The 19,239-nt window shown below is 38.7% G+C and carries 19 protein-coding genes; 15 read left to right on the top strand and 4 right to left on the bottom strand.

The features are described from left to right. Positions 1-9: 9 nt before the first annotated feature. The 4 genes from B3E00_RS18010 to B3E00_RS17995 all read right to left on the bottom strand — a co-directional run bounded on the left by B3E00_RS18010 (position 10) and on the right by B3E00_RS17995 (position 4,142). Entirely contained in the window at positions 10-2,733 is a 2,724-nt protein-coding gene (locus B3E00_RS18010) for an outer membrane beta-barrel protein (RefSeq protein ID WP_293939579.1), read from the bottom strand. Positions 2,734-2,919: 186 nt separating this feature from the next. Beyond that, positions 2,920-3,276: a hypothetical protein gene (locus B3E00_RS18005; RefSeq protein ID WP_293879609.1), complete on the bottom strand. Its 357-nt coding sequence runs from the start codon at positions 3,274-3,276 to the stop codon at positions 2,920-2,922. Beyond that, a complete protein-coding gene (locus B3E00_RS18000) occupies positions 3,269-3,820 on the bottom strand; it encodes an RNA polymerase sigma factor (RefSeq protein ID WP_293879608.1) in 552 nt (183 codons plus the stop codon). The genes B3E00_RS18005 and B3E00_RS18000 overlap by 8 nt, the downstream gene beginning before the upstream one ends. 7 nt (positions 3,821-3,827) lie before the next feature. Next, entirely contained in the window at positions 3,828-4,142 is a 315-nt protein-coding gene (locus tag B3E00_RS17995; RefSeq protein ID WP_293879607.1) for a hypothetical protein, read from the bottom strand. 107 nt (positions 4,143-4,249) lie between these two features. Between B3E00_RS17995 and B3E00_RS17990 the strand changes: the two genes are divergently transcribed. The 15 genes from B3E00_RS17990 (at position 4,250) to B3E00_RS17920 (ending at position 19,031) form a co-directional block, all read left to right on the top strand. Beyond that, a complete protein-coding gene (locus B3E00_RS17990) occupies positions 4,250-5,620 on the top strand; it encodes a dipeptidase (protein ID WP_293879606.1) in 1,371 nt (456 codons plus the stop codon). Between the two features lie 61 nt (positions 5,621-5,681). Continuing rightward, on the top strand, positions 5,682-6,584 hold the full coding sequence (locus B3E00_RS17985; protein ID WP_293939578.1) for a LysR family transcriptional regulator: 903 nt from the start codon (positions 5,682-5,684) through the stop codon (positions 6,582-6,584). An 80-nt stretch (positions 6,585-6,664) separates the two neighbouring features. Beyond that, positions 6,665-7,645 (top strand): c-type cytochrome, encoded by a 981-nt coding sequence (locus tag B3E00_RS17980; protein ID WP_293939577.1) that lies wholly within the window; start codon positions 6,665-6,667, stop codon positions 7,643-7,645. A gap of 31 nt (positions 7,646-7,676) precedes the next feature. Then, entirely contained in the window at positions 7,677-8,147 is a 471-nt protein-coding gene (locus B3E00_RS17975; protein WP_209578588.1) for a DsrE family protein, read from the top strand. A 5-nt stretch (positions 8,148-8,152) separates the two neighbouring features. Beyond that, positions 8,153-9,067 (top strand): substrate-binding domain-containing protein, encoded by a 915-nt coding sequence (locus tag B3E00_RS17970; RefSeq protein ID WP_293939575.1) that lies wholly within the window; start codon positions 8,153-8,155, stop codon positions 9,065-9,067. A gap of 66 nt (positions 9,068-9,133) precedes the next feature. Then, on the top strand, positions 9,134-9,925 hold the full coding sequence (locus tag B3E00_RS17965) for a lysophospholipid acyltransferase family protein (protein WP_293939573.1): 792 nt from the start codon (positions 9,134-9,136) through the stop codon (positions 9,923-9,925). Beyond that, a complete protein-coding gene (locus B3E00_RS17960) occupies positions 9,907-10,665 on the top strand; it encodes an ABC transporter ATP-binding protein (RefSeq protein WP_209578591.1) in 759 nt (252 codons plus the stop codon). The genes B3E00_RS17965 and B3E00_RS17960 overlap by 19 nt, the downstream gene beginning before the upstream one ends. A gap of 122 nt (positions 10,666-10,787) precedes the next feature. Further along, positions 10,788-11,009 carry a DUF2795 domain-containing protein gene (locus B3E00_RS17955; RefSeq protein ID WP_028072584.1) on the top strand — a complete coding sequence of 74 codons (222 nt, stop codon included), beginning with the start codon at positions 10,788-10,790 and terminating at the stop codon, positions 11,007-11,009. Between the two features lie 149 nt (positions 11,010-11,158). Next, positions 11,159-11,626, top strand: a complete 468-nt coding sequence (locus tag B3E00_RS17950) for a hypothetical protein (protein ID WP_293939571.1) — start codon at positions 11,159-11,161, stop codon at positions 11,624-11,626. 350 nt (positions 11,627-11,976) lie between these two features. Continuing rightward, positions 11,977-12,966, top strand: a complete 990-nt coding sequence (gene trpD / locus B3E00_RS17945; RefSeq protein ID WP_293879602.1) for an anthranilate phosphoribosyltransferase — start codon at positions 11,977-11,979, stop codon at positions 12,964-12,966. A gap of 28 nt (positions 12,967-12,994) precedes the next feature. Then, positions 12,995-13,612, top strand: coding sequence for a phosphoribosylanthranilate isomerase (locus B3E00_RS17940; protein WP_293939569.1), 618 nt, complete (start codon positions 12,995-12,997; stop codon positions 13,610-13,612). Beyond that, on the top strand, positions 13,590-14,774 hold the full coding sequence (trpB, locus tag B3E00_RS17935) for a tryptophan synthase subunit beta (protein WP_293939567.1): 1,185 nt from the start codon (positions 13,590-13,592) through the stop codon (positions 14,772-14,774). The genes B3E00_RS17940 and trpB overlap by 23 nt, the downstream gene beginning before the upstream one ends. A gap of 3 nt (positions 14,775-14,777) precedes the next feature. After that, positions 14,778-15,539 carry a tryptophan synthase subunit alpha gene (gene trpA, locus B3E00_RS17930; RefSeq protein ID WP_293939565.1) on the top strand — a complete coding sequence of 254 codons (762 nt, stop codon included), beginning with the start codon at positions 14,778-14,780 and terminating at the stop codon, positions 15,537-15,539. A gap of 185 nt (positions 15,540-15,724) precedes the next feature. Then, the gene (locus B3E00_RS17925) at positions 15,725-18,190 is read left to right on the top strand and encodes a phosphocholine-specific phospholipase C (protein WP_293939563.1); all 2,466 of its coding nucleotides are present in this window, start codon (positions 15,725-15,727) and stop codon (positions 18,188-18,190) included. 421 nt (positions 18,191-18,611) lie between these two features. Continuing rightward, entirely contained in the window at positions 18,612-19,031 is a 420-nt protein-coding gene (locus tag B3E00_RS17920) for an HYC_CC_PP family protein (RefSeq protein ID WP_293879598.1), read from the top strand. Positions 19,032-19,239: the final 208 nt, after the last annotated feature.

Here is a 19,239-nt window from a genome sequence, read left to right as displayed (position 1 = left end):
CTTAATATTTTATAAAAACATTTTTGTAAAATCCCATGATAGTTTAAGCATATAATATCTGCGTATCGTATCATACCGGCGTTGGGTGAAGACAGAAGTCGATGCCGAGCGGCTAAAGCCTTTATTCTGATTAAGAATATCGTTGATCATAAAATCCAAGACCAATGATTCGTCTTTCAAGAATTTCTTACTCACACCCGGATGCAACAGAAACTGCTCAAACTTCTCGTCAAATGCTTTTGTAGCGGCTTCATAGGAGTAAGTATAATTGGTATAAACCTTAAATGTTTTGTTGAAAAAATACTCCACACTTCCATTGGAAGCAAATACAAAACCGTTGCTGTTGGTATTGCGTTCCAAACTTGATTTCATCAAACGATATTGTGGACTAAAGTTCAGATCGAAATTTAGACCAGTTTTGGTATCTCTCTTGAAATTATACGTAAAATTGAAATTCGTCGTATTTACTTTATTCAATTGGTGATTGAACATATTATAGTTGTCACTCATATTCACATAAAACTGTGGTGAATTTGACAGTCCTAGTTTTTTACTCAATTTGAAGTAAACTCCAGACCAGACATTCAGGGAAGTATTTGTTTTGCCCACCACATTATTCCAAGTATAAGTGTTTATTCCTTTTAGCGTATCAATATTCTGCGTAATTGGATTCTTTTCTGTAGAAATATTACCTCCGACATAGAGATAATTTCCACTCAATACACGGAAAGAGTTATAATTCAAATTCAATGAATTCCTAAATGATGGTTTTAAGTTTTCATTCCCTAAATAACGGTTAATCTGATCTGAGTTATCTAAGATCGGTTGAATTTGACTCATGGAAGGCAATTGATTTTTACCGGTATAGTTCAGCCATAAACCCTTACTTTTCGTAAAAGAATAGCCTGCACTTACATTTGGATTATACGTAAAGTAGCTTCTCGTAATCCCTTGGATCGTATAGTTATTGAACTGTTTCAGTTTGTCATTATTGAAATTGTTAGCAACCGTGAACTTAAATTTTTCAGTGGTATGAACTATGGCTAATTTGTATTGACTACTGTTGCGATCAAAATCATAGTTATTACTGAACCGGCGGTCCAATTGATTATAATTCCCCTGTCCATCATTATTGAAAGATTCCACTAAAGAACTACTGTTGCTCTGCTCAATTCCTGTTCCGACAACAAGATTCCAAATTTTGGATAAGGGTTCGGTATAGGAAATTGAAGCACTCAGCACATCGCTTGTATTATTGCGCACCTTACTTTGATCTGTCAATGAATCTGTTTTTAGTCCATAATTTCTCAGATCGGAGTTGAGATGCCCAGTACCTTTCATTTCATTTCTTTTCCATTGACCATCAAATGTAAAAGAGCGTCCTTTTTTCTTGAATTTATGGGTAAAATAGGCGCTAAAGTTGAACTCGTTGATGTTATTTTTCACCAATTCCCTTGTATTCTCGGCAATGGTTGTATCTGCGTCTTGGCCAAACTGATAAGCTTCACGTTTGTTATCTGACCAAAGATTCTTTCTTGATGCTCCACCTCGTATGGTCAGCAGATTTGATGAATCTAATTTCAGATCATATTTCAGATTGGCACGATGCTGGTCATTTTCAGTATCAACATTCTTCACTGATTTGTTATTGATCAAACCGCTCATAATCGTTTCATCATTTCCATCGCTGCTCAATCGTCCATATTTGTAATTCATGTTAACTGTATGTTTATCCTTATCAAATTTATCTGAGAAGTTAACGCCCGAATTTATAGCCTTAGGTACACCAACTACCCCTTCTCCTGAAAAAGGATCTGTAAAACTGGACCAGCTCATCGATCCGTCTTCACCATAAGATACCCCCGAATCACCACCATACTTTTGTGCATCCTGCCAATTCATGCTCGTTGTACCATTGTTACCAAAAAGCCCATATAAGGATATTTTCTGTGCTCCCTTAAATTTGTTCAGCATCAATTGCCCCATATAGTAGTCGTCGGTCCCCCCTCCAACAAGTGCTTTCCCAAACATGCCGTTTTTGGAACCGTCCTTCAACTTAACATTGATGGTTTGCTCACGCTGACCATCATCCACCCCAGTTCGCTCGGCCTGTTCTGATTTTTTCTCGTAAACCTGAACTTTATCCACCATATCCGATCGGATATTGCGCGTCACCAAGGTCGGATCGTCGCCAAAAAACTCCTCTCCGTCTACCAATACTCTCTTCACTGTTTTACCTTGTGCAGTAATCTTTCCGGACGCATCAACGGTGATTCCGGGCAAAGCTTTTAGCAAATCTTCGACCTTGGCATTTTTTTCCACTTTAAAGCTACCGGCATCATATTCTGTGGTATCGCCTTTAATTGTAATCGGAATACGGCCAGTAACAATAACCTCTTGTAATAATGTAGCTGTATTTGTCATACCAATAGCCAATCTGGAGTAATCCACACCAGGTTGAATCTCCGTATAAAAATCGCCATACTTGGGATAACTCACAATGAGCACATAAGATCCTGTATCGGGCTTGGCTAAGGAAAACAGACCATTTTCGTCAGATCTTGTAAAGCCTGTTAATATAGAGTCTTTAGCAGTCAACAGCATGATTGTTGCGTCTGATAACTTTAATTGGTCCTTTACATCACTTATTTTTCCAGCAATCTTGGATTGACTTAAAGCCAGACCAGGAATAGCAAAAATAAAAAATAAGAGCATTTGTAAAACTCTTCTCATAAAATTGTTGGATAGTGAATTATTATAAATATAACATTAGTAGATAAAACCAATGTTTTGTTACAGTAAATTTAATTTTATTTCTTGAAAGATGGATTCTCGCATCTAGCTCTAGTAATCGACGGAAACAAGAAAGTCCATTTCGCAAAAACTCAGATCCTGTATATTCCACCAAAAAAAGACTTTTTACGATAATGGATAATGTTTCTTCTGTTGCATATAGATCAACTGCCACAACTGGAGACAGAAGAAACATATCAACACGGCAAAAGATATTTGGCAAGCTATCCCACTATAATTTTTAATATTTGGGTTTATGTCTGCCAGTTCAATTTTGGCCATGAGATAGTTATTCAACATGATTCCGCAAACGGTTCCCAGGAGAAAAAATGTAATTGCATATTTTTTATTTGACAGCGCTTTCTCTCTATTTTTCTCAAGTGCTGCGATACTACCCATGATCCGTTGTTCAAAATCGCCGAATGGCACTTCTACTTTGCTCATTTGCATAACCTTACTGAATTTTTCATGCTGCTTATCCATAATATTCTGCTTTTTTAATTAACTGACTCAATATGATGTGCATATTTTTACGGCCCCGGTGCAAGATCACTTTTGTATTTGCTAATGTCCACCCCATAATTTCCTGAATTTCATCCATCGACTGTTCTTCGAGATAGAATAAGCGTAACGCAACAGACTCCCGGGCAGGCAGGATAGTGAGTGCATCGTTGATCATTTCTTTTCGTTCATGTTCGATGATTTCATCCAATACAGAATCCTCATGCGACGTGTCATGATGGGATAGATCAAAATTGACCATGTCTAGTTTCTTATGGCGAATGGCATTAAAAGCCACATGCACCACAATCCGGTAAAACCAGGTACTAAATTTGGATTTTCCTTTAAAGGATGACAGCGATTGATAGCACTTTATAAATGCTTCCTGAACGGCATCTTCTGCCAAATGCTCTTCCTTTACAATAGAAAGAGCGACAGAAAATGCCATATCCTGATACGTTTTTATAAAATAACGATAAGACTCCACGTCACCTGACAGAACTTTCCGAATATAGATCTCATCCATTGGTGGGTTAAATATCGCGTTTTTTATCCAATCGGTTAGCAATTATCATTGCAAGCCCTGCAGAAATAATCAAAATTGCTACGGCGAGTGAATCCGGCAAATCAGTCTTGATATAATTGTCCAATACACCGACAATGAATAAACCAATTCCGATACCTAGAACCAAAATCCCCGGCTTTTGCCAATCTATAGGCTCCCTTTTTCTGCTCTCGCCGGGAACATGTACTGCGGTACTCCGATAACGCATAATAAAATAAACACACAAGGTAATACACGTAAATAATCCGACGCCCAAAACGGCTGCTACTGATTGCTTTTCCATAATTATTTGAATTAGTTTACTCATTAGTCACCGTCATTCCCGAAAAGGTTACAACAAATTGAGTTAAATGTGTTCATTTGTGTAAATTTGTTTCAAACACAAACAATATGCAAAACATTAAAGAATATGTAGAAGCAAACAAGCAACGTTTTTTAGATGAGTTGTTTGATTTATTGCGTTTACCGTCAGTAAGTGCTGATCCTAAATTTAAAGGAGATGTGGAGAAGACCGCTGAATTTGTTGCTCAGAAATTGCGTGAAGCAGGAGCCGACAATGTAGAAGTTTGTCCTACTGCTGGTAATCCAATCGTTTATGGAGAAAAAATTATTGACCCGGCGCTACCTACTGTATTGACTTATGGGCATTACGACGTACAACCTGCTGATCCATATGAGTTGTGGGATACCCCTCCTTTCGAACCGACAGTCCGTGATGGCAAAATTTATGCGCGTGGTTCTGCCGACGACAAGGGTCAATTTTATATGCATGTAAAAGCCTTCGAATACATGATTAAAAATAATGCCTTGGCATGTAACGTCAAATTTATGATTGAGGGTGAAGAGGAAGTTGGCTCAGTCAATTTAGGTACCTTCGTTAAAGAAAATACAGAAAGACTGAAAGCTGATGTTATCGTTATTTCGGACACATCGATGATTAGCATGGAGCAACCTTCCTTAGAAACTGGCTTACGTGGGCTTTCTTATGTCGAAGTGGAAGTTACTGGTCCGAACAGAGATCTACACTCCGGCGTATATGGAGGAGCTGTTGCCAATCCGGCGACAATATTAGCAAAACTGATCGCGTCGTTACATGATGAGAACAATCATATCGCTATTCCAGGATTCTATGATGACGTTGTCGAATTAACTGCCGAAGAACGCAAAGCATTAAATGAAGCGCCTTTTGACATTGAAGAATACAAAGCAGACCTTGGTATTCAAAATGTCTGGGGAGAGAAAGGCTTTACGACACTAGAGCGTACCGGTATTCGCCCAACCTTAGAAGTAAATGGTATTTGGGGTGGATATATTGGTGAAGGAGCCAAAACCGTATTGCCTTCGAAAGCGAATGCAAAAATCTCCATGCGCCTTGTGCCAAACCAAAACTCCCAACGTATTACAGAACTTTTCAAAAAACATTTTGAAGCTATTGCCCCAGATTATGTGAAGGTAGAGGTCAAACCTCACCATGGTGGTGAACCAGTTGTGACACCGACTGACAGCGTCGCTTACAAAGCTGCAGAAAAAGCCCTGCATGAAACATTTGGTGTTCAGCCTATCCCTACCCGTGGCGGCGGTTCTATTCCAATCGTTGCTCTTTTTGAAGAAGTACTAGGTTTAAAAACAGTGCTTTTGGGCTTTGGCTTGGATAGCGACAACCTACACTCGCCAAATGAAAAATATGGTATTGAGAATTATCTCATGGGAATTTCAACAATTCCATTATTTCATAAATATTACGCAGAACTAAGTAAATAATTTAGTTTTTCATTAGATAAAGGGTTATTTTTAAATTTTAGAAATAACCTTTTATCGTTTTATGGATTTTGATTTTCGCTTAATTGTTTTTTATACTGCAGCTCAACACCTTAATTTCACCAAAACTGCTTCGGCACTTTTCATCTCGCAACCTGCAGTAAGCAAAAATATCCAAGAACTGGAAAAGAAACTCGGAGTACCGCTCTTCGAAAGAAAGGGAAACAACCTCAACCTCACTGATTCAGGTCAAATTTTATATAAATATGCCCAACAGATTATTACGCTGTATAATCAGGCTGGCCAAGAAATACAAGAATTGCAGGAAGGCCGAAAAGGAAAACTTATTTTAGGGGCTAGTACAACTATTTCTCAATACGTTTTACCAGCTTTACTTGCCGACTTTCTAACGCAATATCCTAACAATCGCATCGAGTCTTTTCAATCCAATAGCCGCAGCATTGAAGAACAACTTATCGATAAAACATTGGACCTAGGTATTACTGAAGGTTCTACAGACAATAGAGCCCTGAAATATATTCCTTTTATGAAGGATGAGCTCGTCCTAGTCACAAATAGCAAAAACCCACTATTAGCACAATTAAAAAAACCTGCATTGTCAGACATGACACGACTGCCTTTGGTACTACGCGAACAAGGTTCGGGGACACGAACAATTATTGAGAACGCACTAAAAGATAATCGCATTAACTTATCAACAGTACATATAGAAATGATCTTACCTTCAACAGAGAGTATAAAAGGCTACCTAGCCCGTCGCAACAGCTTCGCTTTTTTGTCTATTCATACAGTGCAAAAAGAAGTATTAAATAATTTGCTGACCATTATCGATATTCCACAACTGACAATAGAACGTTACTTTTATTTTACCCATTTGTATGGAGGTCTTTCGGGCACGCCTAATCAGTTTCTACAATTCTGCCTGCGACAAAACTTCGGGTTATAACTAAAGGTTATATCTCATAAAAAAACGGGGTTTTAATTTCGGGGTTGAGGCAACTAGATTTGTACAAATAAATTAGTGTAATGGATTATAAAAGTCTGACAAATTATTTAAAAGCCCTAAGCTGGATCATTGTCGCATTGATCATTACGTGTACAACTTTATGTGTATTTCCGTTAAAATATGAGGGACATCAAAGAGAACCAGATTCTCTTGAAATACGCAACGACTCGCTTGTTACCCACGTTTCCCAATTCAAAGGAATTTCCTTCAATGATAATCCCGAGGGCGAAATGGTCCGTTATGGTGAACATCTAATTAAAAGAACCTACGATTATTTTTATGATGGGGAAGTCAAAATAGGGAACAAGCTTTCCTGTAGCAGCTGCCATCTCAATGGTGGCACAAAAGCTTTTGCGGCTCCATATGTTGGTCTCACGAATGTTTTCCCAACATATATCGCACGGGAAAATAAGATTGAATCACTCGAAGAACGTATTAATGGTTGTTTTGAGCGAAGCATGAACGGCCGAGCCATACCAGAAAACAGCAAAGAGATGAGAGCTATCGTCACCTATATTAAGAATATTAGCGTAAATACCGTTAACAAGGGTCGGCTGGCAGGTCAAGGATTTATTAAAATGGATATTCCCAACCGCGCTGCAAACTTGAAACATGGTAAGCTGGTTTTTGAGAACAAGTGTACAAGCTGTCATGGAAAGGATGGACAAGGACTTCCACAAGCGGCTGGAAAAGGATATCAATATCCTCCCTTATGGGGAAAAGATAGCTACAATGATGGTGCTGGAATGGCACGATTACTTACCGCTACCCGTTTTATCAAAGCTAATATGCCTTTGGGCGCAACTTATGACGCGCCGCAATTGAAGGACGATGAGGCCTATGATGTCGCAGCATATATCAATTCTTTCGATAGGCCCCAAAAATCAAATAAGCAATTGGACTATCCCAATCTAAACAGAAAGCCCAAAGACAGCCCATACCCCCCGTACGACGATAACATAAGCATAGAACAACATAAACGCGGTCCTTATAATTTCTAACCATAGACACCCCATTAAATCAATAATAAATATGAAAAAACAATTTACAATCGCTTGTATTCTTTTAGCGATAACGACTATACAAGCGAAAGCACAGGAAAACAAATTGTTGCTCAATAATCAGCAATACACTGGTGCTGTTGCAAAGAAAAAAACGTATAAAGCGATCTATCAGTTGGACAGTAATGATCCAAAAACAATTGAAAAAGCAATCCGTAATATTAACAATGTATTAAAAGACCCGCGATTAAAGGGGCACTTGCAGGTTGAATTAGTTGCATTTTCTGGTGGTACAGAAGCTTACTTAAAAAAGAACAGTCAGTATGAGAAACCATTGAAGGATCTGGTAGAGAAAGGTGTTATCATAGCCCAATGCTTAAACACTTTGGAAGAGAAACATATTGCCAAAGAAGAGCTATTTGATTTTATAGGCTACGTACCCAGTGGCAATGGTGAATTAATCTTACGAGCAAATGAAGGTTGGGTTATCGTTAAACCATAAGTATAATGAAAAATTTTCTACTGCTTGGTCTAACAATCGCATTATTGGGAGCCCAGGAAACTAAAGCACAAGAGCATCGTTTTGACCCACCTTGGAATAATCCACCCGAATCAGCGCTGAATTTTACGGTACCCGGGATAGACAATATTCCAGACCTATATGGTGATATCGAAAATCCGCAGCTTACCGTTTTTTTCGCGGGCAATCAATTTATGGTGGTCGATGATCTAGTTGCATCATTCAAAAAAGAATACCCACAATACGAGCGTATTTTTGTTGAAACTCTCCCACCAGGCATTTTAGCTAAGCAGATTAAAGGCGGATCAATCACGATAGGTAATCTACGCCTTACACATAAGCCAGATATTTATACCGCAAGTAAAAGAGCGATCAATGAAATGGCAGATTATTTCAGCTATACACAGGTTTACTGCTACAACAATATCTGTTTAATGGTTCCAGCAGGAAATCCTGGCAATGTAAGCACATTGAATGATCTGGGAAAGGAAAATATTCGTATCAGCATGCCTAACCCTCAATGGGAAGGAATCGGTGAACAGATCAAAGCATCCTATAAAAAAGCGGGCGGCGAACAGCTCGTCAAGAAAATCATGGAAGATAAGGTCAAAGATGGCAGTACTTACCTAACCAAGATTCACCATCGCGAGAGCCCTATGCGGATATTATACAATCAGGCAGACGCGGCTCCAGTCTGGACTTCAGAAGTAGTATACCAAAAACTCATTGGTCATCCTGTTGAAGGAATTATCATTCCGGATGCTTACAACACCAATGCTAGCTACGTTGCTGCTAAGTTAAAAAATGCGCCACATCCCCGGGCTGCCGATGACTTTTTAAAATTCATGAAATCGCCGACAGCGAAGTTCATTTACAGAAAATATGGCTTCACAGTAGACTAAAAAAGAAAATGGGTAATTAATTATCCATTTTCTTTCTTTACTTTAGGTCAAAATTAGTTGACTTGTATGATCCTATTGCTTAAAAAAATCCATCGGTATTGGTACTTTATCAGCGTTCTCCTTGTTTTCGTCTTATTTTTCCCTTATATCTATTTTTTAGCACTGCGTCCCGAAATAAACTATGCCAAAATTGCGCGGATGAGGCGCTGGGTATCAGTTGGTGGGTCGGCGCTGGCCGGTGTATTTTTTAAAGTCAGCTATGAATCAAAAATAGATTGGAACCGTTCCATGGTACTGTGTCCCAATCATACTTCAGTCCTGGATATAACAGCCCTCACCTATTTGTGCCCCGCCCCTTTTTCATTTATCGGAAAAGCTTCACTACTTAAAAATCCGGTGACACGAATTTTTTTCAAAACAATAGACATCCCCGTCACTAGAAGAAGTAAAGTATCGTCATTCAAGGCATTCCAGCGCGCCAATGAACTTGTGCAAAATGGCCGAAGTGTCGTTATCTTTCCAGAAGGAAAAATTGACGATAGTTTTCCACCTCAGATACACAAATTTAAATCTGGTGCCTTTCGTATCGCGATTCAGAACGATGTACCCACGGTTCCAATTATTATCGAAAATGCCTGGGATATCTTCTTCGATGACGGTTCGAAAAGGGGATCTCGACCAGGAATTGTTAAAATACATGTATTCAATCCGATAGAAACCAAAGATTTTAACGATGATAATGCAGCAGAATTGGAGAAAGTGGTCTATGAGAAAATGCAATCCTATTGGATTATGAAGAATAAATCGTATTTTCATAACCTAGAGAATCTCCAAAAAATATGTCAGGAAAGATCTTAATCGAAATCAAGGATATTGCCAGAGAATACCAGATTGGCGCTGAAACAATTCATGCCTTAAGCTCTGTAACGCTCAATATCCATAAAGGAGAATTTGTCGCCTTAATGGGGCCCTCGGGCTCAGGAAAATCCACGTTAATGAATATTCTTGGCTGCTTGGATACACCAAGCCGGGGAGATTACATCCTCAATGGAATTAATGTTAGCGAGATGACTGACGATGAACTTGCGGAAGTAAGAAATAAAGAAATTGGTTTTGTCTTTCAAACATTTAATCTTTTACCTAAGAATACAGCACTTGAAAACGTAGCTCTCCCGCTTATTTATGCGGGGTATACTAAGGTTAAGCGGGAAGAAAAAGCCACTGCTGCACTAGAAAGCGTGGGCTTAGGACATCGTATGGACCATAGGCCCAATGAACTTTCGGGAGGACAACGACAACGTGTTGCTGTTGCAAGAGCACTAATTAACGATCCATCCATTATTCTTGCCGATGAGCCAACAGGAAACCTCGACACCAAAACGTCCATTGAAATTATGGGCCTACTTGAAGAAATTCATTCTAGAGGTAATACCATCATTCTAGTCACACACGAAGAAGATATCGCGTTACATGCACACCGTATTGTACGTATGCGGGATGGGCTGATTGAAAATGATTATCCTAACCCCGATATTAAATCAGTGTCCCCAAGATTGAATGCTTTAAATGAAAAGGGAAGTGATTTCGAGAATATTTAAAAATATTATAAAACTATAAATCAACAACTTACATTAATCCCTCAAAAATAACATGCAAATTACTTGCTTAAGTTAAATTAAATCATAGTTTTGCGAAAATAGAGAACTTAAATTGTTTTTATATGTATTGGACATTAGAATTAGCTTCGCATCTAGAAGATGCACCGTGGCCAGCAACAAAAGATGAATTAATCGATTACGCTATTCGTTCGGGTGCACCTGTTGAGGTGATTGAAAACTTACAATCTCTTGAGGATGATGGCGAGCCATATGAAAATATCGAAGAAATTTGGCCCGACTATCCAACAAAAGACGATTTCTTCTTCAATGAAGATGAATACTAAAAAATAAAAAACGCCTTTAAAATAAAGGCGTTTTTTATTAAAGGCTGCTCCTGCCATTCGTAGACGATACAGTGTAGCTCATATGGTGTCTCACAAAGGTTTTTATGCTATAGTTTTAATCCATTTTAATAAAGACAAGTCTCATAGGTATGAAGATAAAATTAAAGCTATTATTGTTTTTGTTTATAAGCTGTATGGTCTGCCAAAGCTCATTTGCGCAAGAACAACAAATTGCCAATAAAAATATTGTTGTTTTAAAAAGGTTTGTCCAACGTCTACATGATCATAATCTAGCTACCGATGTTATTCTAAGTCAAGACCTAATAACATCAGAAAAACAAGAAGAAGATATGCAGGAGTACTTATTGGCGAGTATCGACGAAATCAGGATAAATATACAAAGTAAGGATATTGAAAAATTGGAATATCTCAGCTTTGATCAAGCGGGAAGGAAAGAAACAAGCGATATAGATCTAGAAGGTATTGATCCGCAGCAAGTTTACTTTGTCAAATATCTCAAACGTTTTGTATTTGCTGTAGTCATTCGTGATAAAAAAATTGCATCGCTCACATTAGTCTCTAAAGGCAATAACAAAGCCCATTTTGTTTTTTACTAATTTCTCTTAAGCTCTTATACCTAGGTCATTTTATATCACTTATTTAAATATCGCTATCAAAGAAAAATTCAAGTAGTCTTTTGACACTATATTGTATAGCATAATTATAAGCAATAGGAGGGTAATGATGCTTTCTTAAAAATTTTTCAATAAAAACACTTGCATTTTATAATTCTATCAACCATATTTGTATTAATAAAAATAACAATGATAATAACTGTATCAAATAAAGCTTGGTGGTGGCGCAACGGATAACGTTGTGGCAAAATCCTATTGCATTATTTGATTAATACATCAAGATATGATGGGCTTGCCTAAATTAGGTAAGCCTTTTTTTATTTAAATTAACCATGAAAGAAATTTTAGCTCATTTATTTGAATACAAGACATTTTCTCGGCAAGAAGCCTACGAAATCCTCACCAACATTACGATGGGCAAATATGACAGCCACCAGATTGCTGCTTTTATGACGGCCTATGGTATGCGAAGTATCCGTGTTGAAGAGCTCGGGGGATTTAGAGATGCGATGTATGACTTATGCCTCAAACTGGAGTTTAACGGTTATAATTTAATTGACCTTTGTGGTACTGGTGGTGATGGTAAAAATACTTTCAATATCTCAACGATAGCATCTTTTGTTACAGCTGGAGCTGGTTATCACGTCGCGAAGCATGGTAACATCGGCGTCTCCTCAAGCTGTGGGTCATCCAATGTCATGGAATATTTAGGTTATCAATTTAGCAACGATAAATCTGAACTACAACGTCAGCTTGATGAGGCCAATATTTGTTTTCTACATGCACCGCTGTTTCATCCGGCCATGAAAACCGTTGCTCCAATACGCCGTGCGCTAGGCGTTAAGACATTCTTTAACATGCTGGGACCATTGACAAATCCGGCCAATCCAAGATTTCAATCTGTTGGTGTATTTAGTTTAGAATTAGCAAGACTATATGGATATTTATATCAAAACACCAATAAACAATATTCCATTATTCATGCTTTAGATGGATATGATGAGATATCCATGACTGGCGATTTCAAGGTAATCAATAATCAAGGGGAGAATTACTACAGTATGGAAGATCTCGGTTTTAAGACGGTTTCAGCGCATGAGTTAACCGGGGGTGACAGCGTAGCAGACGCTGCCAAAACATTTTTATCTATCTTGAATAACAAAGGAACAGATGTACAAAATAATATTGTTTTGACCAATGCTGCCTTTGCTATTAAAACATTTAATCCCGAAAAATCTTTCGGTGACTGTTTTTATGAAGCTGAAAGCTCATTGATGGAAGGCAAAGCTTTGCGAAGCTTCCAAAAACTAATTAAAAAATAAGATGGCGATCAAAATAAAAGTTTGTGGTATGAAATATTCCGACAATATAGCGGCTGTAGCTTCTTTGGGAGTGGACTATATGGGATTTATATTTTATGATCAATCCAAACGTTATGTTGGCGAAAACTCTTCAATATATATAAAGGAGCTTGAGAATCTAAACAAGGTTGGAGTTTTCGTCAATGCAAGCCTGTCAGAAATTCTTGTTAAAAAAACTGAATTTAAATTAAATGTAATTCAGCTACATGGGGATGAATCTGCAGAATTCTGCCGAGAATTGAAAGAAAAATCAAAAGCTACGATCGTTAAAGCTTTTGGAGTAGATCAAGACTTTGATTGGATAGCTTTGGATTCTTACGCCAATATTGTAGATTACTTTTTATTTGATACGAAAAGCAATTCCTACGGCGGTACGGGATTACAATTTGACTGGTCCCTATTGGACCAATACACACTTATCACGCCCTATTTTCTGAGCGGTGGTTTGGACGCTGAAAATATCAAAACAGCGCTAGAAAGAAATGATCCTCGGCTATACGCCCTGGATTTAAATTCAAAATTTGAAGTAGAACCCGGGTTAAAAGATATTGATCTATTAAGCCAAAGTATAAATACTATTAAAAATGAGTATATATCAAGTCAATGAAAAAGGATATTATGGCCCATTTGGAGGAGCCTATATCCCTGAGATGCTCTATCCGAATGTGAAGGAGCTACGTGAAGAATATCTCAAGATTATCGAAGAAGAGAGCTTTCAGGAGGAATTTAATCAACTGCTCAGCGATTATGTTGGACGTCCATCCCCCTTATATCATGCCAAGCGTCTATCGGAAAAATATGGAACTACCATTTACTTAAAACGTGAGGATCTTAACCATACCGGAGCCCATAAAATTAATAATACCATTGGCCAAATTCTATTAGCAGAACGCTTGGGTAAAAAGCGTATCATCGCAGAGACCGGTGCAGGACAGCATGGTGTTGCCACCGCTACAGTGTGTGCACTAAAAGGGATACAATGTGCGGTTTATATGGGTGAAATTGATATTCAACGCCAAGCTCCAAACGTTGCACGGATGAAGATGATGGGAGCCGAAGTTATCCCAGCGACATCAGGGTCAAAAACTCTAAAAGATGCTACAAATGAAGCATTAAGGGATTGGATAAACAATCCTGTCGACACCCATTATATCATTGGCTCTGTTGTAGGCCCACACCCTTATCCTGATATGGTTGCTCGGTTTCAGTCTATTATTTCTGCAGAAACGAAAAAACAGCTCTTCACAAAGACGGGAAAAGAAAATCCAGATATAGTGTTGGCGTGTGTCGGAGGAGGCTCCAACGCTGCAGGTATGTTCTATCATTATCTGGATGAAGAATCGGTTCAATTGTATGCTGTCGAGGCCGCTGGCCACGGTGTTGATTCAGGCGAATCCGCTGCTACAACAGCGTTAGGAAAAGAAGGAGTCTTGCATGGAAGTCGCTCCATCCTCATGCAAACAGCAGATGGTCAGGTCACAGAACCGTATTCCATATCCGCTGGGCTCGACTATCCCGGAATCGGCCCGCAGCACGCCTGGTTATTCAAATCTGGTAGAGGCAGCTACGTTAGTGTGACTGACGACGAGGCCATGCGTGCAGGCCTTGAACTTACACGATTAGAGGGTATCATACCAGCAATTGAAAGTGCACACGCGCTCGCTTATTTAGAGAAAATTCCTTTTAAAGGTGATGAGACCGTCGTTATCTGTCTTTCTGGCCGCGGCGATAAGGATCTGGATAATTATATGAAATACTTTGATTTTTAAGTCATGAATACAATTGAAAAAAAAGAAGGTACTCCCCTTTTATCGATATATTTTACAGCTGGGTATCCAACATTGGACAGTACAATAAGTATTGCCAAGAAATTGGAAGAAGCCGGAGCGGACTTTCTGGAAATTGGTTTTCCCTATTCCGATCCTGTTGCGGACGGACCTGTCATTCAGCACAGTTCAGAAATTGCTTTGGCAAACGGTATGACGCTAGAAAAGCTGTTCGACCAATTGAATGACCTCCGTGAGCATATCGGTATCCCTGTATTTCTCATGGGATATTTTAATCCTGTGCTACAATTTGGTGTTGAAAAATTTTGTGAAGCATGTAAAAATGTAGGTGTAAACGGAGTGATTATACCGGATCTACCCATGGATGAATATGAAGACTTTTATAAAGAAACATTCGAGAAAAATGGAGTTGCCAATGTATTTATTGTAACACCACAGACATCGACACAACGAATCAGAAAAATAGACAGCCTTTCTAAGAGTTTTATTTATTTACTTTCTTCAAATGCCACAACGGGTAAAACACTCGATGTCGGAGACAATACCGCAGCTTACTTCAAGCGGGTAAATGACCTTCAATTAAAAAACCCTTTGATCGTCGGCTTCGGTATTTCTGATAAAACAACCTTTCAAAAGGCAACTAGAGATACTGCAGGAGCTATCATAGGCACCGCATTTGTTAAACGGTTAAAAGATCAGGATTACCTCAACCAAATCCCATCATTTATTTCGTCCATCAGAGCTTAATCCACAAGCTAAAAATTAGCAAAACATTATTTTTTTAATAAGCGTTCGATCTAAATTCTTTTTTCTTGGATCGAACGCTTATTTTTAAGGCAGTTTTGAAGATATATTTTTTTTCAAAGCGAATAACTTTGCTGTCTTGATTCACCAAGGAATAAAACAGCCAGGCGATCAATACTGATATAACCATGGATACTCGACGAGATTTTTTAAAGAAAGCAGCTATGCTTGCTGGAGGGGCCTCTCTCTCCCATGTTATTCCATCCGCTATTGCAAAGGCAATGGCCATAAATCCAGCATTGGGCAGCACTTTTTATGATGCCGAGCACGTGGTTTTATTAATGCAGGAAAACCGTTCATTTGATCATGCCTTTGGGACACTGCGTGGTGTAAGAGGTTTTAATGATCCTAGAGCTATCCGGCAACCCAATCGGAATAAAGTCTGGTTTCAGACGCAAAAATCCGGAGAAACGTTTGCTCCCTTTCGATTGGATATCAAAGATTCAAAAATTACCTGGATGGGTTGTCTCCCACACAGTTGGACCGATCAAACCGACGCAAGAAATAATGGTAAAATGAACAGATGGCTGGATGTCAAACATTCCGGATTTAAAGAGTTTGCCAATCTGCCTTTGACTATGGGGTATTATACCCGTGAAGATATTCCTTTTTACTATTCACTGGCAGACTGTTTCACTATTTGCGATCAGCACTTTTGTTCAAGTATCACCGGTACTAATCCCAATAGACTTTACTTCTGGACTGCTAATATCAGAGAAAATCTGACGGGAAAAGCTTTAGTTTGGAATGGCGACTCCGAGTTTAGTGGCAAGGCGACGTGGACAACCTTTCCCGAACGCCTTTCAGAATTAGGTGTAGACTGGAAGATCTATCAAAATGAAATTTCTTCGAGCAGTGCGGGATATAGTGGTGAAGCAAACAGCTGGTTAGCTAATTTTGGCTGCAATCCAATGGAGTACTTTCCACAATATCAGGTCAAATATCATCCGCGCTACCGTCAGCTTCTTACTTTAAAAAAGGAAGATCTCGAGCGTAAAATGAACGAAACAACTGCTGTCGACATACGTGAAAAATTAAATAAAGAGCTCAAGCATATCCAAGAGGAACTACAGTTATATACCGCCGAGAACTTTGAGAAGTTTGACGAGCGGACAAAAGATATTCATCGCCGTGCTTTTGTTAACAACAGCGCACAGCCCGATTACATGGAATTAGAAACTATGCAGTATCAGGAAGGGGATCAACAGCGAAAGTTACTGATTCCTAAAGGCGATGTTCTTTATCAGTTCCGAAAAGATGTTGAGGAGGGTAAACTTCCCACGGTATCTTGGTTAGCTCCACCGCAGCTTTTTTCTGACCATCCCGATTCTCCTTGGTTTGGAGCATGGTATGTTAGCGAAATTATGGACATTCTTACCCAGAATCCAGAAGTTTGGAAAAAAACAGTCTTTATACTTACCTATGACGAGAATGACGGATATTTTGATCACTTTGCACCTTTTACAGCACCAAATCCTAACGAAATAGAAAGTGGGAAAGTATCAGATGGAATAAATCCTGCGCTAGAATTTGTACGTCGTGATGAGCAATATTATCCTGAAAGCGGAAGAGAAAGCAATATAGGTCTCGGTTATCGTGTACCGATGGTCATAGCTTCTCCATGGACCAGAGGTGGCTGGGTTAATTCGCAAGTATTTGACCATACCTCCAGTTTACAATTCCTAGAGAAATTTATAACATATAAAACCAAGAAAGAGGTAAAGGAGACCAACATCAGCACTTGGCGACGTACCGTATGTGGAGACTTAACTTCGGCATTTAGACCCTACCATGGTGAAACTATGAATAAACCAATGGTACTTGAACGAGAGCCTTTTATCCAAGAGATCCACCAAGCAAAATTTAAAGGCGTTCCCATGGGCTTTAAAGCGCTTGATCCATCGGAAATCACACAAATTGAACAAGCCCCTAGTAGTTCGCCCTATTTCCCAAAACAAGAAAAGGGGCTTCGGGATTCGTGTATCCTTCCTTATGAACTTTATGTACATGGCGAATACCAACCCAAAGGGAATTATTGGGTCACATTTGAGGCTTCAAATAAAATCTTTGGCGAGCATTCAGCGGGTTCGCCTTTTACAGTCTACCATGCAGCTAAATACAAAGGAGAAGTTGGAACCTCAAGAAATTATGCTATTTCTCCAGGAGACAGTGTAACAGACCTTTGGTCACTAAACGACTTCGAAAAAGAAATATATCATCTCGAAATTCACGGTCCAAATGGATTTTATCGCGAATTTAAAGGCGATGGGAATAATCCACATGTAAAGATACGATGCACTTATGAAAAATGTAAAAATGGATCAGCATTTAGTGGCCGTTTATCTTTCTCCTGTACAAATCATGGAAAAACAGCTCAGCAACTTATGTTTGAAGATGTCAGCTATGGTCAGAAAAAAAAGACCGTGAAAATTAAAGCTGGGCAAGCTATCATCATACATTTTGATTTGGCTAATCAACACTTTTGGTATGACTTCCGGCTCACTTGCGCTGGCTTTCCAAACTTTGCGGAACACTATGCCGGTCGTGTCGAGATTGGAAATGCAGGAAAAAGCGATCCCTTATTCAATCGATAAACAAAGAGAAGGGCTGTTCAAAAAGACTGGATAGCCCACGTTTATTCGACTTTGCTGCTGACCCACACAATGTCCTGACTAAACCGCTTTCGTAACATTTACAGAACGATTAAAGTGGAATACAAAATACAAGAATACGATTGCCTTCAACAGAGATAAAGCACATTCAAGTCAAAAAACTACACCGAAAGAAGATCCGATACGTTATTCCTGTATACGACGAGCGAGATGGTAAAAGCCCTTATATAATAGTACTGCCCCAACAATCAAAAAGCTAGCCAATAAATATGAGCCGACCGAATTGATAAATAATACATACATAACTCTGGTTATTTTTGGTTTTTCATTTGTGTCTACAAGTTATAACATTTATCCAAAATTTTACAAAAAAAAATTGCATATTTTCTCTATTTTTATCTCGATGAAGAAAATCGCACTATTTATCGGCTTATTTTTCTATTTGCTCGCAGCAAGTGGTGCCTCAGTGCATCTTCATTTTTGCCAAGGGGAAACACAAAGTGTCTCGTTATCGGAAAGCCATAATATAGCCTGCCCTCTTTGTGCCAAGTCTACAAAAAAACAGCAGAAACACTGTCATGAAACAGGAAGCTGTAAAGATGTTAAGATCGAAGCACACAAGGTCGACAACTTCAGCAGAGTAACACAAAATCTTGATTTTAATACTTTTTCTCCCGCAATAATTACGCTTCATTGGATACTTAATTATTATCATTTCTCTGGGGAGGAAGACGATTTTTCTAAACTAAAGTATACCGGTTTTGCGAGCAACAATAGACAGAGCCCTCCTGTTTTTATTCTCAATCAAAATTTTAGAATTTAATATTACCTCTTTTCACTGAACGCAGTTCACTTTCTTGAATTGATTTAAGCGCAGTATAATTTTTATATTTTCATAAGAATGGCAGACTGCTATTCCCAACAATCATCTTTCCGTAGCGTATCACGGAACAAAAAAAGCGGATTTTAAATCTTTCAGCAAAAAAATTGTAGAACTGAAAAAAATAAATCCGTACTCCTTGCATATGGTT

The organism is Sphingobacterium sp. UBA5996, assembly GCF_002429765.1.
Classification (GTDB): Bacteria; Bacteroidota; Bacteroidia; order Sphingobacteriales; family Sphingobacteriaceae; genus Sphingobacterium.
The sequence above is the reverse complement of the archived record's forward strand: the minus strand, read 5'-3'. Positions and strand labels throughout refer to the sequence as shown.